Source organism: Mesorhizobium sp. M0563 (assembly GCF_040321065.1).
Lineage (GTDB): Bacteria > Pseudomonadota > Alphaproteobacteria > Rhizobiales > Rhizobiaceae > Mesorhizobium.
The window spans coordinates 1-13,481 of the sequence record NZ_JAMYQV010000040.1; the positions used below are offsets into that span (position 1 = coordinate 1).

14 protein-coding genes are annotated in these 13,481 nt (G+C 63.2%); 10 read left to right on the top strand and 4 right to left on the bottom strand.

The features are described from left to right. Positions 1–118: 118 nt before the first annotated feature. Complete coding sequence (locus tag NKI50_RS29890; RefSeq protein WP_352494069.1) at positions 119–472, bottom strand: hypothetical protein; 354 nt, start codon at positions 470–472, stop codon at positions 119–121. Between the two features lie 330 nt (positions 473–802). Here NKI50_RS29890 and NKI50_RS29895 point away from each other — a divergent pair, with 330 nt between their 5' ends. Further along, positions 803–1,762: a helix-turn-helix transcriptional regulator gene (locus NKI50_RS29895; protein ID WP_352643714.1), complete on the top strand. Its 960-nt coding sequence runs from the start codon at positions 803–805 to the stop codon at positions 1,760–1,762. A 299-nt stretch (positions 1,763–2,061) separates the two neighbouring features. Here the strand turns inward: NKI50_RS29895 and NKI50_RS29900 are convergent, their stop codons facing one another. After that, entirely contained in the window at positions 2,062–2,487 is a 426-nt protein-coding gene (locus tag NKI50_RS29900; protein ID WP_352643715.1) for an OsmC family protein, read from the bottom strand. A gap of 237 nt (positions 2,488–2,724) precedes the next feature. On the opposite strand from NKI50_RS29900, the gene NKI50_RS29905 reads away from it, so the two are divergent. The 3 genes from NKI50_RS29905 to NKI50_RS29915 all read left to right on the top strand — a co-directional run bounded on the left by NKI50_RS29905 (position 2,725) and on the right by NKI50_RS29915 (position 3,965). Next, the gene (locus NKI50_RS29905) at positions 2,725–2,961 is read left to right on the top strand and encodes a hypothetical protein (protein ID WP_031195231.1); all 237 of its coding nucleotides are present in this window, start codon (positions 2,725–2,727) and stop codon (positions 2,959–2,961) included. A gap of 2 nt (positions 2,962–2,963) precedes the next feature. Beyond that, positions 2,964–3,320 carry a YciI family protein gene (locus NKI50_RS29910; RefSeq protein WP_031195230.1) on the top strand — a complete coding sequence of 119 codons (357 nt, stop codon included), beginning with the start codon at positions 2,964–2,966 and terminating at the stop codon, positions 3,318–3,320. Between the two features lie 117 nt (positions 3,321–3,437). After that, positions 3,438–3,965 carry a hypothetical protein gene (locus NKI50_RS29915; RefSeq protein WP_023722688.1) on the top strand — a complete coding sequence of 176 codons (528 nt, stop codon included), beginning with the start codon at positions 3,438–3,440 and terminating at the stop codon, positions 3,963–3,965. Positions 3,966–4,152: 187 nt separating this feature from the next. Here NKI50_RS29915 and NKI50_RS29920 read toward each other — a convergent pair whose 3' ends face one another. Further along, entirely contained in the window at positions 4,153–5,397 is a 1,245-nt protein-coding gene (locus NKI50_RS29920) for a ubiquinone biosynthesis hydroxylase (RefSeq protein WP_023722687.1), read from the bottom strand. 99 nt (positions 5,398–5,496) lie between these two features. On the opposite strand from NKI50_RS29920, the gene tesB reads away from it, so the two are divergent. The 3 genes from tesB to NKI50_RS29935 all read left to right on the top strand — a co-directional run bounded on the left by tesB (position 5,497) and on the right by NKI50_RS29935 (position 8,383). Continuing rightward, positions 5,497–6,372 carry an acyl-CoA thioesterase II gene (tesB, locus tag NKI50_RS29925; protein WP_023722686.1) on the top strand — a complete coding sequence of 292 codons (876 nt, stop codon included), beginning with the start codon at positions 5,497–5,499 and terminating at the stop codon, positions 6,370–6,372. Between the two features lie 219 nt (positions 6,373–6,591). Continuing rightward, complete coding sequence (locus tag NKI50_RS29930) at positions 6,592–6,930, top strand: P-II family nitrogen regulator (RefSeq protein WP_023679755.1); 339 nt, start codon at positions 6,592–6,594, stop codon at positions 6,928–6,930. A gap of 31 nt (positions 6,931–6,961) precedes the next feature. Continuing rightward, the gene (locus tag NKI50_RS29935) at positions 6,962–8,383 is read left to right on the top strand and encodes an ammonium transporter (RefSeq protein WP_352481028.1); all 1,422 of its coding nucleotides are present in this window, start codon (positions 6,962–6,964) and stop codon (positions 8,381–8,383) included. Between the two features lie 130 nt (positions 8,384–8,513). Here NKI50_RS29935 and NKI50_RS29940 read toward each other — a convergent pair whose 3' ends face one another. Further along, on the bottom strand, positions 8,514–8,663 hold the full coding sequence (locus NKI50_RS29940) for a hypothetical protein (RefSeq protein ID WP_023722684.1): 150 nt from the start codon (positions 8,661–8,663) through the stop codon (positions 8,514–8,516). 136 nt (positions 8,664–8,799) lie between these two features. On the opposite strand from NKI50_RS29940, the gene NKI50_RS29945 reads away from it, so the two are divergent. The 3 genes from NKI50_RS29945 (at position 8,800) to NKI50_RS29955 (ending at position 13,462) form a co-directional block, all read left to right on the top strand. Next, the gene (locus NKI50_RS29945; RefSeq protein WP_352548542.1) at positions 8,800–11,460 is read left to right on the top strand and encodes an FtsK/SpoIIIE family DNA translocase; all 2,661 of its coding nucleotides are present in this window, start codon (positions 8,800–8,802) and stop codon (positions 11,458–11,460) included. 133 nt (positions 11,461–11,593) lie between these two features. Continuing rightward, a complete protein-coding gene (locus NKI50_RS29950; RefSeq protein WP_023721397.1) occupies positions 11,594–12,271 on the top strand; it encodes an outer membrane lipoprotein carrier protein LolA in 678 nt (225 codons plus the stop codon). A 384-nt stretch (positions 12,272–12,655) separates the two neighbouring features. Further along, positions 12,656–13,462: an exodeoxyribonuclease III gene (locus tag NKI50_RS29955; RefSeq protein ID WP_352718586.1), complete on the top strand. Its 807-nt coding sequence runs from the start codon at positions 12,656–12,658 to the stop codon at positions 13,460–13,462. The last annotated feature ends 19 nt before the right edge of the window (positions 13,463–13,481 follow it).

The following is a 13,481-nucleotide window of genomic DNA, read 5'->3' on the forward strand; positions in this document are numbered from 1 at the left end:
GCTAAACACGGGGGCTGCGCGGCGGACACGCCGACGTCACAGCTACTGCCACGCCATTTTTGCAGAACTTGACGCACACAACTGACAAAAACCGCCAGGCGCGCGGGTGAGGAGCCGGTCAGCATCCCTTGTTCGCGATAAGCTTGTGCAGATGGGCAAGCCGCGTGGCTATGACATTGTTGACGATCGCCATCTTGCCGGGGGGTGCCATGCCGCCATATTTCTTCGGCGAAGGCCCATGGTTCCTGGCCTCCTCGTAGCCGGCGGCCTGTTGCCGCAACTCGGCACAGGACATGCCGGCATATTTCGCCTGCTCCTGCGGGCTGATGACACCCGATTGCGCCATGCCGATGGAGTTTGCCGCCGCCATGCCGCCGAGGCCGACAGCCGCGGAAATCGGATTGAGGCCGACGCAGCCGGAAAGGCCAAGGCACAGCATCGGCGCCGCCAAAAAAGCATATCGCAGGCTCATGGCTGACGCTCCCTGATGCGCGGCGGCAGCTTCAGGTCGCGATGATCGGTGGCGGTTTTTCCGAGCGCAAGCGACAGGAGATAGACGCGCGGATTGAAGCCCGCCGAGGCGAGCGCCGACAGCGTCCCTGAGCAGTTGCAGGTGATACATCGAACCCCCTTGTGGTGGTCATTGCCGATGGATTTCCGGTTTTGGAAACGGGCTGCAAACTACGTCCGATGAGACAAGCCGGCTTGGACGAGACGGCCCTAAAAACGGCCTAAACGGCCCTGTATTGACGTTTCAGGGGGCTCGGCGCATATCAGCGCGCTCTCGGGCTGGGGGATGCCGATGAATGCGACGACCTCGTTCAGGCTGATGACGGACGCGTTTCCGGAGCAAGATCGCGTCGAGGTGATGCGCGAGGTCTACGGCCGCACGGTCCTCAAGGTCGAGCTCGATCCGCTCGCACCGACGCGTGTCGACATGAAAGTGCGTGCGCTGCCCGGCCTCGGCATTGCCACCGGCACTTCCTCGGAATTCCGGGCGCATCACTCGATGCCGCTGATCGACAGCGACGACCTCATCCTGTTGGCGGCGCTCGATGGCGCGAGCGTCATGAAGCATCGCGGCCGCGAGGAACCGATCGGCAACGGCCGGGCGCTGATGATGAGCGGCGAAGAGGTCGGCCTCAACCTCATCCAGCCCGGCGGCATGCGCTTCGTCAATATGAGCTTCTCGCTGAGGCAGCTTTCGCCGCTGATCGGCGATCCGGCTTCGGTGCTTATGCAGCCGTTGCCGACCACGAGCGGGGCGATGCGGCTGCTGCTCGACTATGTCCAGTCGATCCAGGATGCAGACGATGCGCTGACGCCGGAAACCTGGCAGCTGGCCGCGACTCACATTTTCGACCTTGCCGCGCTTGCCATGGGGGCGACCAGGGATGCCGCCGAAATTGCGCGTGGCCGCGGCGTGCGGGTGGCGCGACTGCGCGCCATCAAGGCCGATATCGTCGCCCATGGCGGGCACGGCGAGCTGTCCGCCGAAGACATCGCCGCCCGCCACCATCTCTGCGCCCGCTATGTGCGAAAGCTGTTCGAGAGCGAAGGCACGTCGCTGTCGGACTTCATGCTGCGCCAGCGGTTAGTGCGCGCGCATCGCATGCTAGGCGATCCTTCTCATGCCGGCCGCAGCATCACTGCAATCGCCTTCGAGGTCGGCTTCAACGACCTTTCCTATTTCAACCGGGCGTTCCGGCGGCGCTATGACGCGACGCCGTCGGACGTGCGCGCTGCGGCCTTAAAGAACTGACATTGGGTCACGCCCGGGCATGATGGGAGCCCGTGGGGCGAGGCCCCCGACCTCTCAAGACTGGGTTCCTCGCCCACCGCGAAGCGGGGTGGCCGCGAAACGGCCGGAGAGGGGGCTTCATAGAGCGCGGTTCCCCTCTCCGTCTCGGCTTCGCCGAGACACCTCTCCCACTGTCGTGGGGCGAGCAACCCAAGCTGGAATAAAGCCGCGATCTTCCCTCTATCCTGCCAGCCCCCCGCAAGGGAGATTGGATGGCCGCTATGCTGTCGCCAATCATCGACCGGCTGTTCGATGCAGACTCACCCGAGCCTGGCGTCGAGCGATACTTTGATGGCGCCGAGCGCTTTCGAGACTGGGCATTCGGCCTTGGCCTTTTCGGCCAGTTCCTTGAACTTGGCGGCATCGATGCCCGGCACCTTGCCGACCAGCGTGATCGCGCTGCCGGTGATGCCGGTGCCGGGGACCAGCGTTACCACGGCCTTGGCGTCGAGCTCGGCAGCCGGAGTGCCGTTCTCGGCGAGGAAATGCGAAAGCTGCATGGCGTAGCAGCCGGCATGGGCGGCGGCGATCAGCTCTTCCGGGTTGGTGCCGGATTTGCCGCTCTCGTCCTCGAAACGCATCTTGGCAGAATAGGGCGTACCTTTCAGCGTCCCGCTCTGGGTTTCGAGCGTGCCTTTGCCTTCCTTGAAACTGCCTTTCCAAACGGCGTTGGCGGTGCGGTCCATCAATTCCTCCTTGATTGTCGTGATTGAGCCCGTGATCGGCATCCAGTCGACTATAGCGCGCGCTGGAGCGAAGGCCACCCGCGCTTTCGTATCGGCGGCAGCGTGACACATCATGGTCAAGCAAAAAATCGCTCGGGAAAAAATCGCGAAAAAAATATGCGTGCAAAAATGTCGACTTCCATCTGCCCCGACCGTCCTGCGGGCGGCCATGGAATTGGTGGCCGGATGGAGGACCACATGAACAATCTGTTTTCTGCTCACTGGACAAACACCAGCCACAGGGCCGGTGAACAACAAGCCGACTGGTCGCGCGTGCCGCCTTCCGGCTTCGGCCGGCTGCTTGCGGCGATTGCCATTATCGGGATTGCGGTGTCCTTTCTGGATTATGCAGCGGGGCTCGATCATACAGCGGGCAAAGGCCCGGCCGAGATTTCCCTAGCCTCGGCTGCCGCTTCAACCCAGGAATGGAGGTAAAGATGAAATACGTTTGCCTGGTCTACGGCGAAGAAAAAGATCTCTACGCAATGACGCCTGCGAGGCTGGCCAAGCTCGACGCCGATTCGCTGGCCTATGACAGGTCGGTGGCACAAAGCGGCCGGCTGATCATCGCGCAGGCGCTGCAATCGGTGCAGACGTCGAAAACCGTGCGCCGGCGCAAAGGCAAGCGGCTGGTCACGGACGGCCCCTTCGCCGAGACCAAGGAGCAGTTGCTCGGTTTCGTCATGATCGAGGCCGGGGACGTCGACGAGGCGCTGGAGATCGCCGGCGGCATTCCGCTGGCAGAAATCGGCACGATCGAGGTGCGGGCGATCTACAATGTGCCGGGGTCGTAGAGATGTCGGCGGCCGGCGACTGGCGCAGGCTTTCGTTTTCTTCAATTGGCGCAACTTTTGCGTGTTGAAGCGAAACGACACTTCTCTTATCGTCGCCTGAGATTGGGGATCTTGGGCATGCATATATTGATTGCTGCAATCGGCCTGCTGGGGGCAGCGGCGTTCTGGTGGTACCGGCTGAAGACCATGAACGACGCGGCGCGTGAGGTTGCCGACGTCGTTGGCCGCGTCCAGGGCAATGTCCGCCGCAAGAAACTGCGCAAGCAGGCGGCGCTCTCGCCGTTGACGGCGATCGACGATCCGGTCGTGGCGGCGGCGACGCTGATCACCGCCATTGTTTCCGAGCATGGTCCGGTGCTGCCGCAACGCGAAGCTGCCATTCGATCGGTGATCTCGGAGATTGCCGACAAAAAGCAGACCGATGAAGCGGTGATCTACGCCAAATGGGCGGCCTCGCAAATCGACGATGCCACGGTCGTCATCGACAAGCTGGCACCGTTCCTGCGCGAACGCCTCGACGCGGCTGAAAGGAACGATCTGCTACAGATGGTCAGCCGTGTCACGGAAGTCGGCGGGCAAAGCCAGCAGATTTCCGACCAGCGCATGCTCCGGCTGCGCCAGAAGCTCGGTTTCGAGGTCAATTAGGGTGTGCTGATATTCAGGTGATGCCGGCCTGCAAAGGGTGGCTTCCTGCGCTTCCTATTCTCACGTACCCAAACGCACGCTCCGCTCCGGTTCTCGGAAGCCACTGTTGGTCGCTTCGCGCCCCGTCTTCGACTCCGGCTCGGCCTGACCTGAATCTCAACACATCCTGGCATGTCTGTGAGATGGATCAGATCGCCTCGCCCTTCAACAGCTTCGGCGTGTCGCCGGACAGACCTGACGCCTGGCGGATGAAGAACCCCTTCAGCCGCGGCATGCGTTCGACAAGGCCAAGACCGACGTCGCGCAACGTACGCAGCGGGCCGAAATCGTTGGAAAACAGCCGGTTCAGCACATCGGTGGTGATGCCCATCTGCACCGTGTCGAAGCGCCGCCATTGCTGGTAGCGCTCAAGCACGTCGAGCGCGCCGATGTCCTGGCCGAGCCGGTCGGCCTCGACCACCACCTCAGCAAGTGCCGCCACGTCCTTGAAGCCCAGATTGAGGCCCTGGCCGGCGATCGGGTGGATGCCGTGGGCGGCGTCGCCGGCCAAGGCGATGCGCGGCGCGACGAAGGCGCGCGCAATGGTCAGCCCGAGCGGCCAGGCGCGGGGCTTGTCGGCGATATGGATTTCGCCGAGCTTGAGGCCAAAGCGGTGCTCGAGCTCATACTCCAGGATCAGGGTGTCGCCTGCGACCAGCTTTTCGGCATCCTGCGACCGTTCGACCCAGACGATCGACGAACGGTTGGTGCCGTCCTTGCCCGGCTTGAGTGGCAGCGTGGCAAAGGGGCCGGCCGGAAGAAAATGCTCTTCGGCGCGGCCGTTGTGCGGCCGCTCATGCGCCACCGTGCAGACGATGCCGGACTGGCCATACTCCCATTTCACCGTTTTGATGCCGGCCATGTCGCGCAGCTTCGAGTTGACGCCGTCGGCGGCGACCAGCAGCCGCGCCTTAAGCGTCGCGCCATCGGCAAGATGCACGGTGATGCCGGCGCCGTTGGTATCGAAGGCGCGGACGGCGACGCCCTCGATGATGCCGATGCCGAGCTGTTCGGCGCGCCGGCGCAAGGCGCCGTTCAAATCCTTGTTGGCGACCATATGCGCAAAGGGTTCGCCGGGCGCGACCTCGCCGTCGAAGGTGAGGAACACCGGACGGACCGGATCCGTTGTGCGCGAATCGGTGACGGTCATTTCGGTGATCGCCTGCGCCTCCGGCGCTATCTCGTTCCAGACGCCGAGCTGGTCGAGCATGCGGCACGCGGCGGCTGCAATCGCCGAGGCGCGGCCGTCCTTCTGCCAGACGCCGGCGGGTGCTGCGTCGACGACGGCAACGGCGAGGCTCGGCCGCGCCTGCTTCAGAGACACGGCGGCGGCCAGGCCGATATAGCCGGCGCCGGCGACCAGAACGTCGAGCGAATTCTTGCTGTCGACCATGGCAATTCCTTTCGCAGCTGACTGTCGCCGGGCATTCCGCCCTTGACTGCCCGCTGTTCCTGTCGGAAACCGCCATGGTAATTTTGCGGCGAGGTCAAGATGACGGCAGCCATGGACGAGCTTCTCGGCATTCTCGACCTCGAGCAGCTGGAACACAACCTGTATCGCGGTCGCAGCCCCAAGCTCGACTGGCAGCGCATCTTCGGCGGCCAGACCATCGCCCAGGCGCTTGTCGCCGCGCAGCGAACGGTCGAGGCCGAGCGCCATGTGCACTCGCTGCATGGCTATTTCATGCGACCGGGCGACACCAAGGTGCCGATCATCTACGAGGTCGACCGCATCCGTGACGGCGGCTCCTTCACCACGCGCCGCGTCGTCGCGATCCAGCACGGCCAGGCGATCTTTTCGCTGGAAGCCTCATTCCAGCAGGATGAGGTCGGCCTGGAACATCAGGTGCCGATGCCGCAGGACGTGCCGGCGCCCGACACATTGCTGTCGCAGCGCGAATTGCTGGGCAAGTTCGGCGAAGCCGTGCCCGACGGCATCAAGCGCTATTGGGAGCGCGACCGGCCGATCGAGATGAAGCCGGTGATGCTGAAGCATTACACCAGCCGGGAAAAGCTCGAGCCGAAGCAGAACATCTGGATCCGCACCACCGGCCCGGTGCCGGCCGACCGCGCCACGCAGGCGGCCGTGCTCGCTTACCTCTCCGATATGACGTTGCTCGACACCTCGACTTTTGCCCACGGCCGCGCCATTTTCGATCGCGACATCCAGGCAGCGAGCCTCGACCACGCCATGTGGTTCCATCGCAGCCACCCGCTCGACGACTGGATGCTGTACACGCAGGACAGCCCGTCGACGCAAGGATCGCGTGGCTTTACCCGCGGCTCGCTGTTTGCCCGCGACGGCACGTTGATCGCCTCGGTTGCCCAAGAAGGACTCATCCGGCTGAAGCGGCCGCCTGCCGAGTAGGCATTTTTCGAATTTTGCCTATTTTTTAATCATTTGCATTGACGCGACTGTGAACAGGCAGCCGACAAACCTTCCCGATTTCGTTGTTTAACAACAACTTAACACCCTGCTTCGGCAATTGGCACGGAGCTTGAATCCTAGCGGGCACTCTCCGGCTCTCATGGGGATCGGCGAAGTCGTGCAAACGCGGGGACCCGCAACAGCAAAGGGTGAAACCTTATGAAGATCGTGATGGCAATCATAAAGCCGTTCAAGCTCGACGAGGTGCGCGAGGCGCTCACCGCAGTCGGCATCCAAGGCCTGACCGTCACCGAAGTAAAAGGCTACGGACGTCAGAAGGGGCACACGGAAATCTATCGCGGGGCGGAATACGCGGTCAGCTTCCTGCCGAAGATCAAGATCGAAGTCGCGGTCGCCGTCGACATGGTCGACAAGGCCGTCGAAGCCATCACCGCGGCGGCCAAGACCGGTCAGATCGGCGACGGCAAGATCTTCGTCTTCGGCATCGACCAGGCGGTGCGCATTCGCACCGGCGAAACAGACACCGACGCGCTTTGAGCCGCGGACACGTATTCCAATGGAGAGTTCAATGAATATTCCTTCCACCTTGAAGATAACGGGACGCGCGGCCGTTTTGGGTTCGCTCGCTCTCGCTGCACTGGGCACGGTTGCTGCGTTCGCTCAGGAAGCGGCTCCGGCAGCACCGGCAGCGGCGCCGGCATTCACCGTCGACAAGGGCGACACGACGTGGATGATGATCTCCACTATTCTGGTGCTGCTGATGACCATTCCCGGCCTTGCCCTTTTCTACGGTGGCCTGGTTCGCGCCAAGAATATGCTGTCGGTGCTGATGCAGGTCTTCACCATCACCAGCGTGGTCATGATCGTCTGGGTTTTCTACGGCTACAGCCTGGCCTTCACCCCCGGCAACGCCTTCGTCGGTGGCCTTTCCAAGATGTTTCTGGCCGGCGTCGACGTGACGACGGTGTCCGAAACCTTCACCAAGGGCGTGGCCATTCCCGAACTGGTGTTCGTTCTCTTCCAGATGACCTTCGCCTGCATCACGCCTGCCCTGATCGTCGGCGCTTTCGCCGAACGCATCAAGTTCTCCGCCGTGATCCTTTTCACCATCCTCTGGGTCACCTTCGTATATTTCCCGATCGCGCACATGGTGTGGTTCTGGGGCGGCCCGAGCGCTTATAGCGATCCGTCGGGTCTCATCTTCGGCTTCGGCGCCATCGACTTCGCCGGCGGCACCGTCGTTCACATCAATGCAGGCATTGCCGGCCTTGTCGGCGCGCTGATGATCGGCAAGCGTATCGGCTACCAGAAGGACGTCATGGCGCCGCACTCGATGACGCTGACCATGGTCGGCGCCTCGCTGCTGTGGGTCGGCTGGTTCGGCTTCAATGCCGGTTCGAACCTGGAAGCGAACGCCTATGCCGTGCTGGCCATGGTCAATACGTTTGTCGCCACGGCGGCGGCGGCAGTGACCTGGATCGTGCTTGAAACGCTGCTGCGCGGCAAAGCATCCATGCTTGGCGCCGTTTCGGGTGCTGTCACCGGCCTCGTCGCCGTGACACCTGCCGCCGGCTTTGCCGGACCGATGGGCGCCATCGTGCTCGGTCTCGTCGCCACTTGCGTCTGCTACTTCTTCGTCTCGGTGGTGAAGAACAAGTTCGGCTACGACGACAGCCTCGATGTTTTCGGCATCCACTGCATCGGCGGCATCATCGGCGCGCTCGGCACCGGTATCCTGGTCAATCCCGCTCTCGGCGGCGCCGGCATCGTCGATTACTCGACAGCCGACTTCGCCGCCGGCTACGCCGGCACGGCCACCCAGCTGATGTCGCAGTTCAAGGGTGTGCTGGTGACAATCCTCTGGTCGGGTATCGGCAGCGCGATCCTCTACAAGATCGTCGACCTGATCGTCGGCCTGCGTCCGACAGCCGATGCAGAGCGCGAGGGGCTCGATCTCACCTCGCACGGCGAAGTGGCCTATCACCCGTAAGCTCGTCCGGGGCGGCCTCGGCCGCCTCGCGACGTCCCATCCCGTCGTGATGCTCCCGCAAGGGCTCACGCCTTGAGGCCCGGAAATCTTCCGGGCCTCTTTTTGTGCGCGGATGGCCGTGACGGCTCGATCACGATCGCTTGATCAAGGTGCTCGATCCGTCGGCGGCGTGAAACATCTGCCGCAGCGGCTCCAGCGTGCCCGCCATTTTCGCCGAGTCAGCGTGGTTGCCAATGCCTGTCGCAGGATCACCGCCGCGTTTGAACAGGAAGTCAGGCATGACATCCTGCGCCCGTTCCGCAGACGCAGGCTGCCCATGGTTAATGCGCCCTTAACCTTCCCGCCGCTAGTCTGACAGCCGAATCTGCCGTGTTGCGCGTCCGCGCCCGGCCGGGCAACGACAGACGAGGAAGAGCATGCGTTCAGGGGCTTCAGCACCGTTTGCGCTGGCCGATACGGGGCACGGCATCCGGGCGTTCGCGAGGCGCCAGGTCGGGCGGCTGGTCGGTGCCGGGCTGTTTGCTCTGGTTGGCTTCGGCGTCGCCGCCCTTGCCACCTGGAACGTCGCCGATCCGAGCTTCTCGCACGCCACCGATAATATCGTCACCAATGCAATGGGTTATGCCGGCGCCGTCTTTTCCGACATTGCCATGCAGTTCTTCGGACTCGCCGCCGTTGCGGCGCTGGTGCCGGCGGTGATCTGGGGATTTCTGCTGTTTACCGCGCGCGGCGTCGACCGGCTGCCGAAACGGGCGCTGGCCTGGTTCGGGTTTTCGCTGCTTGGCGCGGCAATTGCCGGTTGCGTGGTGCCGCCCAAGACCTGGCCGCTGCCGACCGGCCTCGGCGGCGTCTTTGGCGACATGGTGCTCAACATTCCCGGCCTGGTCATCGGCGGCTATCCGACCGGCCTCGTCGCCAGCGTGCTTGCCGTGCTCCTTGCAGCACCGGCGCTGGGGCTGTTTCTGTATGGTTCGGCGCTGATTTCACGCAAGAACGGCTTTGCCGTGCTTGATCAGCACACTGCTGCCGATCCGCAGGACGACCTGCTTTTCGACAATGAAGAGGACGAGGGCGACGAAGGCATATTGGCGCTTGGCGCCATCACCCATTGGTGGCTGTCGCTGCGGGCCTATCTGCGTCGCCGCGCCGCGCGCCGGCGCGAGCGCGACGATTTCGAGCCGGAGATGGAGCCGCGGGCCAGCGCCTGGCGGCGGGCGGCAGAACGGGTCGAATCGGCCGAGTTCGCCGAGGCGCGGATGAGCCCGGGCGGGCGCGCCCGCGTCGAGCCGGAATTCTTCGCCGCCATGGTCAACGACCGCAGTGCCTCGATCGACCCCGACGATGCCGATGTCTTCGATAACGACGACAATGACGACGACATGGATTTCGCGCCCGAGCCGGCCGGCCAACGCCGCGCCGCGCCGACGGCGAAGGTGCAGAACTTCCGTTCCGATGCGGCGACACGCGTCGAGGCGCCGGCGCCGCGGCCGGCACCCGGCGCCCGGGTCCAGCGCGAGGCGCAGACCTCGCTGATCGGCTCGGAAAAATTCGAGATGCCGTCACTGCATTTCCTGTCGGAACCGAAGAACGTGGTGCGCGACGCCAGCCTGTCGAAGGACGCGCTGGAGCAGAACGCCCGCCTGCTCGAGGGCGTGCTGGAGGATTTCGGCGTCAAGGGCGAAATCATCCATGTGCGCCCGGGTCCGGTCGTCACGCTTTACGAGCTGGAACCCGCGCCCGGCATCAAATCGTCGCGGGTGATCGGCCTGTCCGACGACATCGCCCGCTCGATGAGCGCCATCGCCTGCCGTGTCGCCGTGGTGCCTGGCCGCAACGCCATCGGCATCGAATTGCCGAACGCCAGGCGCGAGACCGTCTATTTGCGCGAGATCATGGCCAGCCGCGATTTCGAGACCACCAAGGCCAAGCTGGCGCTGGCGCTGGGCAAGACCATCAATGGCGAGGCGGTCATCGTCGACATCGCCAAGATGCCGCACGTGCTGGTCGCCGGCACCACCGGCTCGGGCAAGTCCGTCGCCATCAACACCATGATCCTGTCGCTGCTCTATCGGCTGACGCCGCAGGACTGCCGGCTGATCATGATCGATCCGAAAATGCTGGAACTCTCGGTCTATGACGGCATCCCGCATCTTCTGACGCCGGTGGTCACCGATCCGAAGAAGGCGGTGGTGGCGCTGAAATGGACCGTGCGAGAGATGGAGGACCGCTACCGCAAAATGTCGAAGGTCGGCGTCCGCAACATCGACGGTTTCAACGCGCGCGTGCAGCAGGCCGAGAAAAAAGGCGAAAGAATCTCGCGCACCGTGCAGACCGGCTTCGACCGCCAGACCGGTGAAGCGATCTACGAGACGGAGAACCTCGACCTCGAGCCGATGCCCTACATCGTCGTCATCATCGACGAGATGGCCGATCTGATGATGGTCGCCGGCAAGGACATCGAAGGCGCAGTGCAGCGCCTGGCGCAGATGGCGCGCGCCGCCGGCATCCATGTCATCATGGCAACGCAGCGGCCGTCGGTCGACGTCATCACCGGCACCATCAAGGCCAACTTCCCGACCCGCATCTCCTTCCAGGTGACATCGAAGATCGACAGCCGCACCATCCTGGGCGAGCAGGGCGCCGAACAGCTGCTCGGCATGGGCGATATGCTCTACATGGCCGGCGGCGGCCGCATCCAGCGCGTGCACGGTCCCTTCGTTTCCGACGACGAGGTGGAGAGGATCGTCGCGCATCTGAAATTGCAAGGCGTGCCGGAATATCTCGACGCCATCACCGAGGATGACGACAAGGATGATGATGAGCCGTCGGGCAAAGGCAGTGGCAGCAGCGGCGACGGCGGCAATTTCGAGGATTCCGACGATCCCTACGACCAGGCGGTCGCGGTGGTGCTGCGCGACGGCAAGGCCTCGACCAGCTACATCCAGCGCCGGCTCGGCATCGGCTACAACCGCGCCGCCTCGATCATCGAGAAGATGGAGAAGGAAGGCATTGTCGGCCCGGCCAACCATGCCGGAAAACGCGAAATCCTGGTGCCGACGGAGGACGACAAGTTCTAGAGCGCATCCGCGCCGGCAACTTTGAACCTCTCGGCGCGTTGCAACGGATGAGCGCTGCGCGCCCGCCAAACTTAAGCCCAACTGGGGGGCCAGACCAATATAACGAGCAAGCAATCAGATGATGGTGACCGGCATGAAAAACGCATCTTTCGCCCCGAGCAGGGATTTCGCCCCAACCCGCCGACAGGTGCTCGGTCTGGTCCTGGCCGGTGCCGCGGCCGTCAACGTCGTGCCCGGCTTCCAGCTGCTGGCGTCGGCGCAAGCAGCGGTTCCGGCGACGGCGCAGAAGATCGCCGATCATTTCTCCTCGGTCAAATCGATGAGCGGCGAGTTCGTGCAGTTCGGGCCAAAGGGCGAGCAGACCGGCGGCAAGTTCTTTCTGGAACGGCCGGGCAAGATCCGCTTCAACTATGACGGCGCCTCGAATTTCAGGGTGATTTCCGACGGCAAGTCGGTGGTCATCCTCAACAAGAAGCTGCGGACCTCCGACCTCTACCCGCTGTCGAAGACACCGCTGAAGCTGCTGCTCGACGACAAGATCGATCTGTCGGGCGGACGCGTCAGAAGCGTTAAGGAAGAAAACGATCTCACCACCATCCAGCTTGCCGACAAATCGGTGTTCGGCAATTCGAAGATCACCATGATGTTCGATCCGAAATCCTATGAATTGCGGCAGTGGACCATCACCGATGCGCAAGGCAAGGACACGACGGTGATGATCTTCAACACCAAGGAGGGCGTCAGTTTCGCGCCCGACACCTTTGCCATCGACTATACGGCCAACCGGGAACTGAACACCAAGTCGCGCTAAGGTGTGTCGATATTCAGGTGATGCCGGCCTGCAACGGCGGTTTCCTGCGCTTCCGGCCTTCGCCGGCCAAAGCACTCATGAGCGGTCGTGGCAGTTAAGGCTACGGCCGGCGTAGGCCGGTGCTCACGTACCCAAAAGTACGCTCCGCTCCGGTTCTCGGAATCCACCATTCTGGTCGCTTCGCGCCCGTCTTCGACTCCGACTCGGCCTGACCTGAATCTCAGCACACCTTGGGCTTGGTTCCTGTATTGATATTTCTGGAAAGTCATGGGCCGCGCCCCCAAGGCGCGGCCGGCTTGTTTTTGCGGTGCGCGGCTGGCAGTAGTTTCCGCGATTGACTTCCGTCGGGCCATCCGGCGGATCTTGCGTTGTCCGGAACCCCACATGCCGTTTTCCGTCGCTACCTGGAACATCAACTCCGTCCGGCTGCGCATGCCGATCGTCGAGCGTCTGCTGGTCGAGCAGACGCCGGACGTGCTCTGCCTGCAGGAAACCAAGGTTCCTGACGAATTGTTTCCGGAGAAGGCGTTCCGCAAGCTTGGCTACGAGCACATCGCCTTCCATGGCCAGAAGGGCTACCACGGCGTTGCGACGGTGGCACGGCGGCCGATCGAGGTGGTCGAAAAGCGCCGCTTCTGCGAGATCGACGACAGCCGGCATCTGTCGGTCACCGTCAAGGCTGGCGGCAAGGCGATCCTGCTGCACAATTTCTACGTGCCGGCCGGCGGCGACGAGCCCGACCCGGCCGTCAACCGGAAGTTCAAGCACAAGCTCGATTTTGTTGCCGAGATGAACGCCGTCCGCGCCGAGCATGACGAGGTTTCCGGCTCGATCCTGGTCGGCGATCTTAACATCGCGCCGCTCGAGCACGATGTCTGGTCGCACAAGCAGCTGCTCAACGTCGTCAGCCATACGCCGGTCGAGACGGAAAATTTCGAAGCGATGCGGCTCGCCGGCGACTGGGTCGACCTGATGCGGCTCAATGTGCCCTACGAGGAGAAGCTCTACACCTGGTGGAGCTATCGTGCACAGGATTGGCAGGCGTCAAATCGCGGCCGCCGCCTCGACCATATCTGGTCGTCGCCAAACCTGGTGCCGCAGTTTGCCGGCTATGAAATCCTGCGGCCGGCGCGCGGCTGGGAGCGGCCCTCCGACCATGTGCCGGTGATCGGGCGTTTCAACCTCGATTAGCTTTGTCTCGCATTAACAA

Excerpts from the sequence above, each read along its gene's own strand:
- NKI50_RS29890 (WP_352494069.1), bottom strand. The coding sequence starts at position 472 with ATGAGCCTGCGATATGCTTTTTTGGCGGCGCCGATGCTGTGCCTTGGC.
- NKI50_RS29895 (WP_352643714.1), top strand. The coding sequence starts at position 803 with ATGAATGCGACGACCTCGTTCAGGCTGATGACGGACGCGTTTCCGGAG.
- NKI50_RS29900 (WP_352643715.1), bottom strand. The coding sequence starts at position 2,487 with ATGGACCGCACCGCCAACGCCGTTTGGAAAGGCAGTTTCAAGGAAGGC.
- NKI50_RS29905 (WP_031195231.1), top strand. The coding sequence starts at position 2,725 with ATGAACAATCTGTTTTCTGCTCACTGGACAAACACCAGCCACAGGGCC.
- NKI50_RS29910 (WP_031195230.1), top strand. The coding sequence starts at position 2,964 with ATGAAATACGTTTGCCTGGTCTACGGCGAAGAAAAAGATCTCTACGCA.
- NKI50_RS29915 (WP_023722688.1), top strand. The coding sequence starts at position 3,438 with ATGCATATATTGATTGCTGCAATCGGCCTGCTGGGGGCAGCGGCGTTC.
- NKI50_RS29920 (WP_023722687.1), bottom strand. The coding sequence starts at position 5,397 with ATGGTCGACAGCAAGAATTCGCTCGACGTTCTGGTCGCCGGCGCCGGC.
- tesB (WP_023722686.1), top strand. The coding sequence starts at position 5,497 with ATGACGGCAGCCATGGACGAGCTTCTCGGCATTCTCGACCTCGAGCAG.
- NKI50_RS29930 (WP_023679755.1), top strand. The coding sequence starts at position 6,592 with ATGAAGATCGTGATGGCAATCATAAAGCCGTTCAAGCTCGACGAGGTG.
- NKI50_RS29935 (WP_352481028.1), top strand. The coding sequence starts at position 6,962 with ATGAATATTCCTTCCACCTTGAAGATAACGGGACGCGCGGCCGTTTTG.
- NKI50_RS29940 (WP_023722684.1), bottom strand. The coding sequence starts at position 8,663 with ATGCCTGACTTCCTGTTCAAACGCGGCGGTGATCCTGCGACAGGCATT.
- NKI50_RS29945 (WP_352548542.1), top strand. The coding sequence starts at position 8,800 with ATGCGTTCAGGGGCTTCAGCACCGTTTGCGCTGGCCGATACGGGGCAC.
- NKI50_RS29950 (WP_023721397.1), top strand. The coding sequence starts at position 11,594 with ATGAAAAACGCATCTTTCGCCCCGAGCAGGGATTTCGCCCCAACCCGC.
- NKI50_RS29955 (WP_352718586.1), top strand. The coding sequence starts at position 12,656 with ATGCCGTTTTCCGTCGCTACCTGGAACATCAACTCCGTCCGGCTGCGC.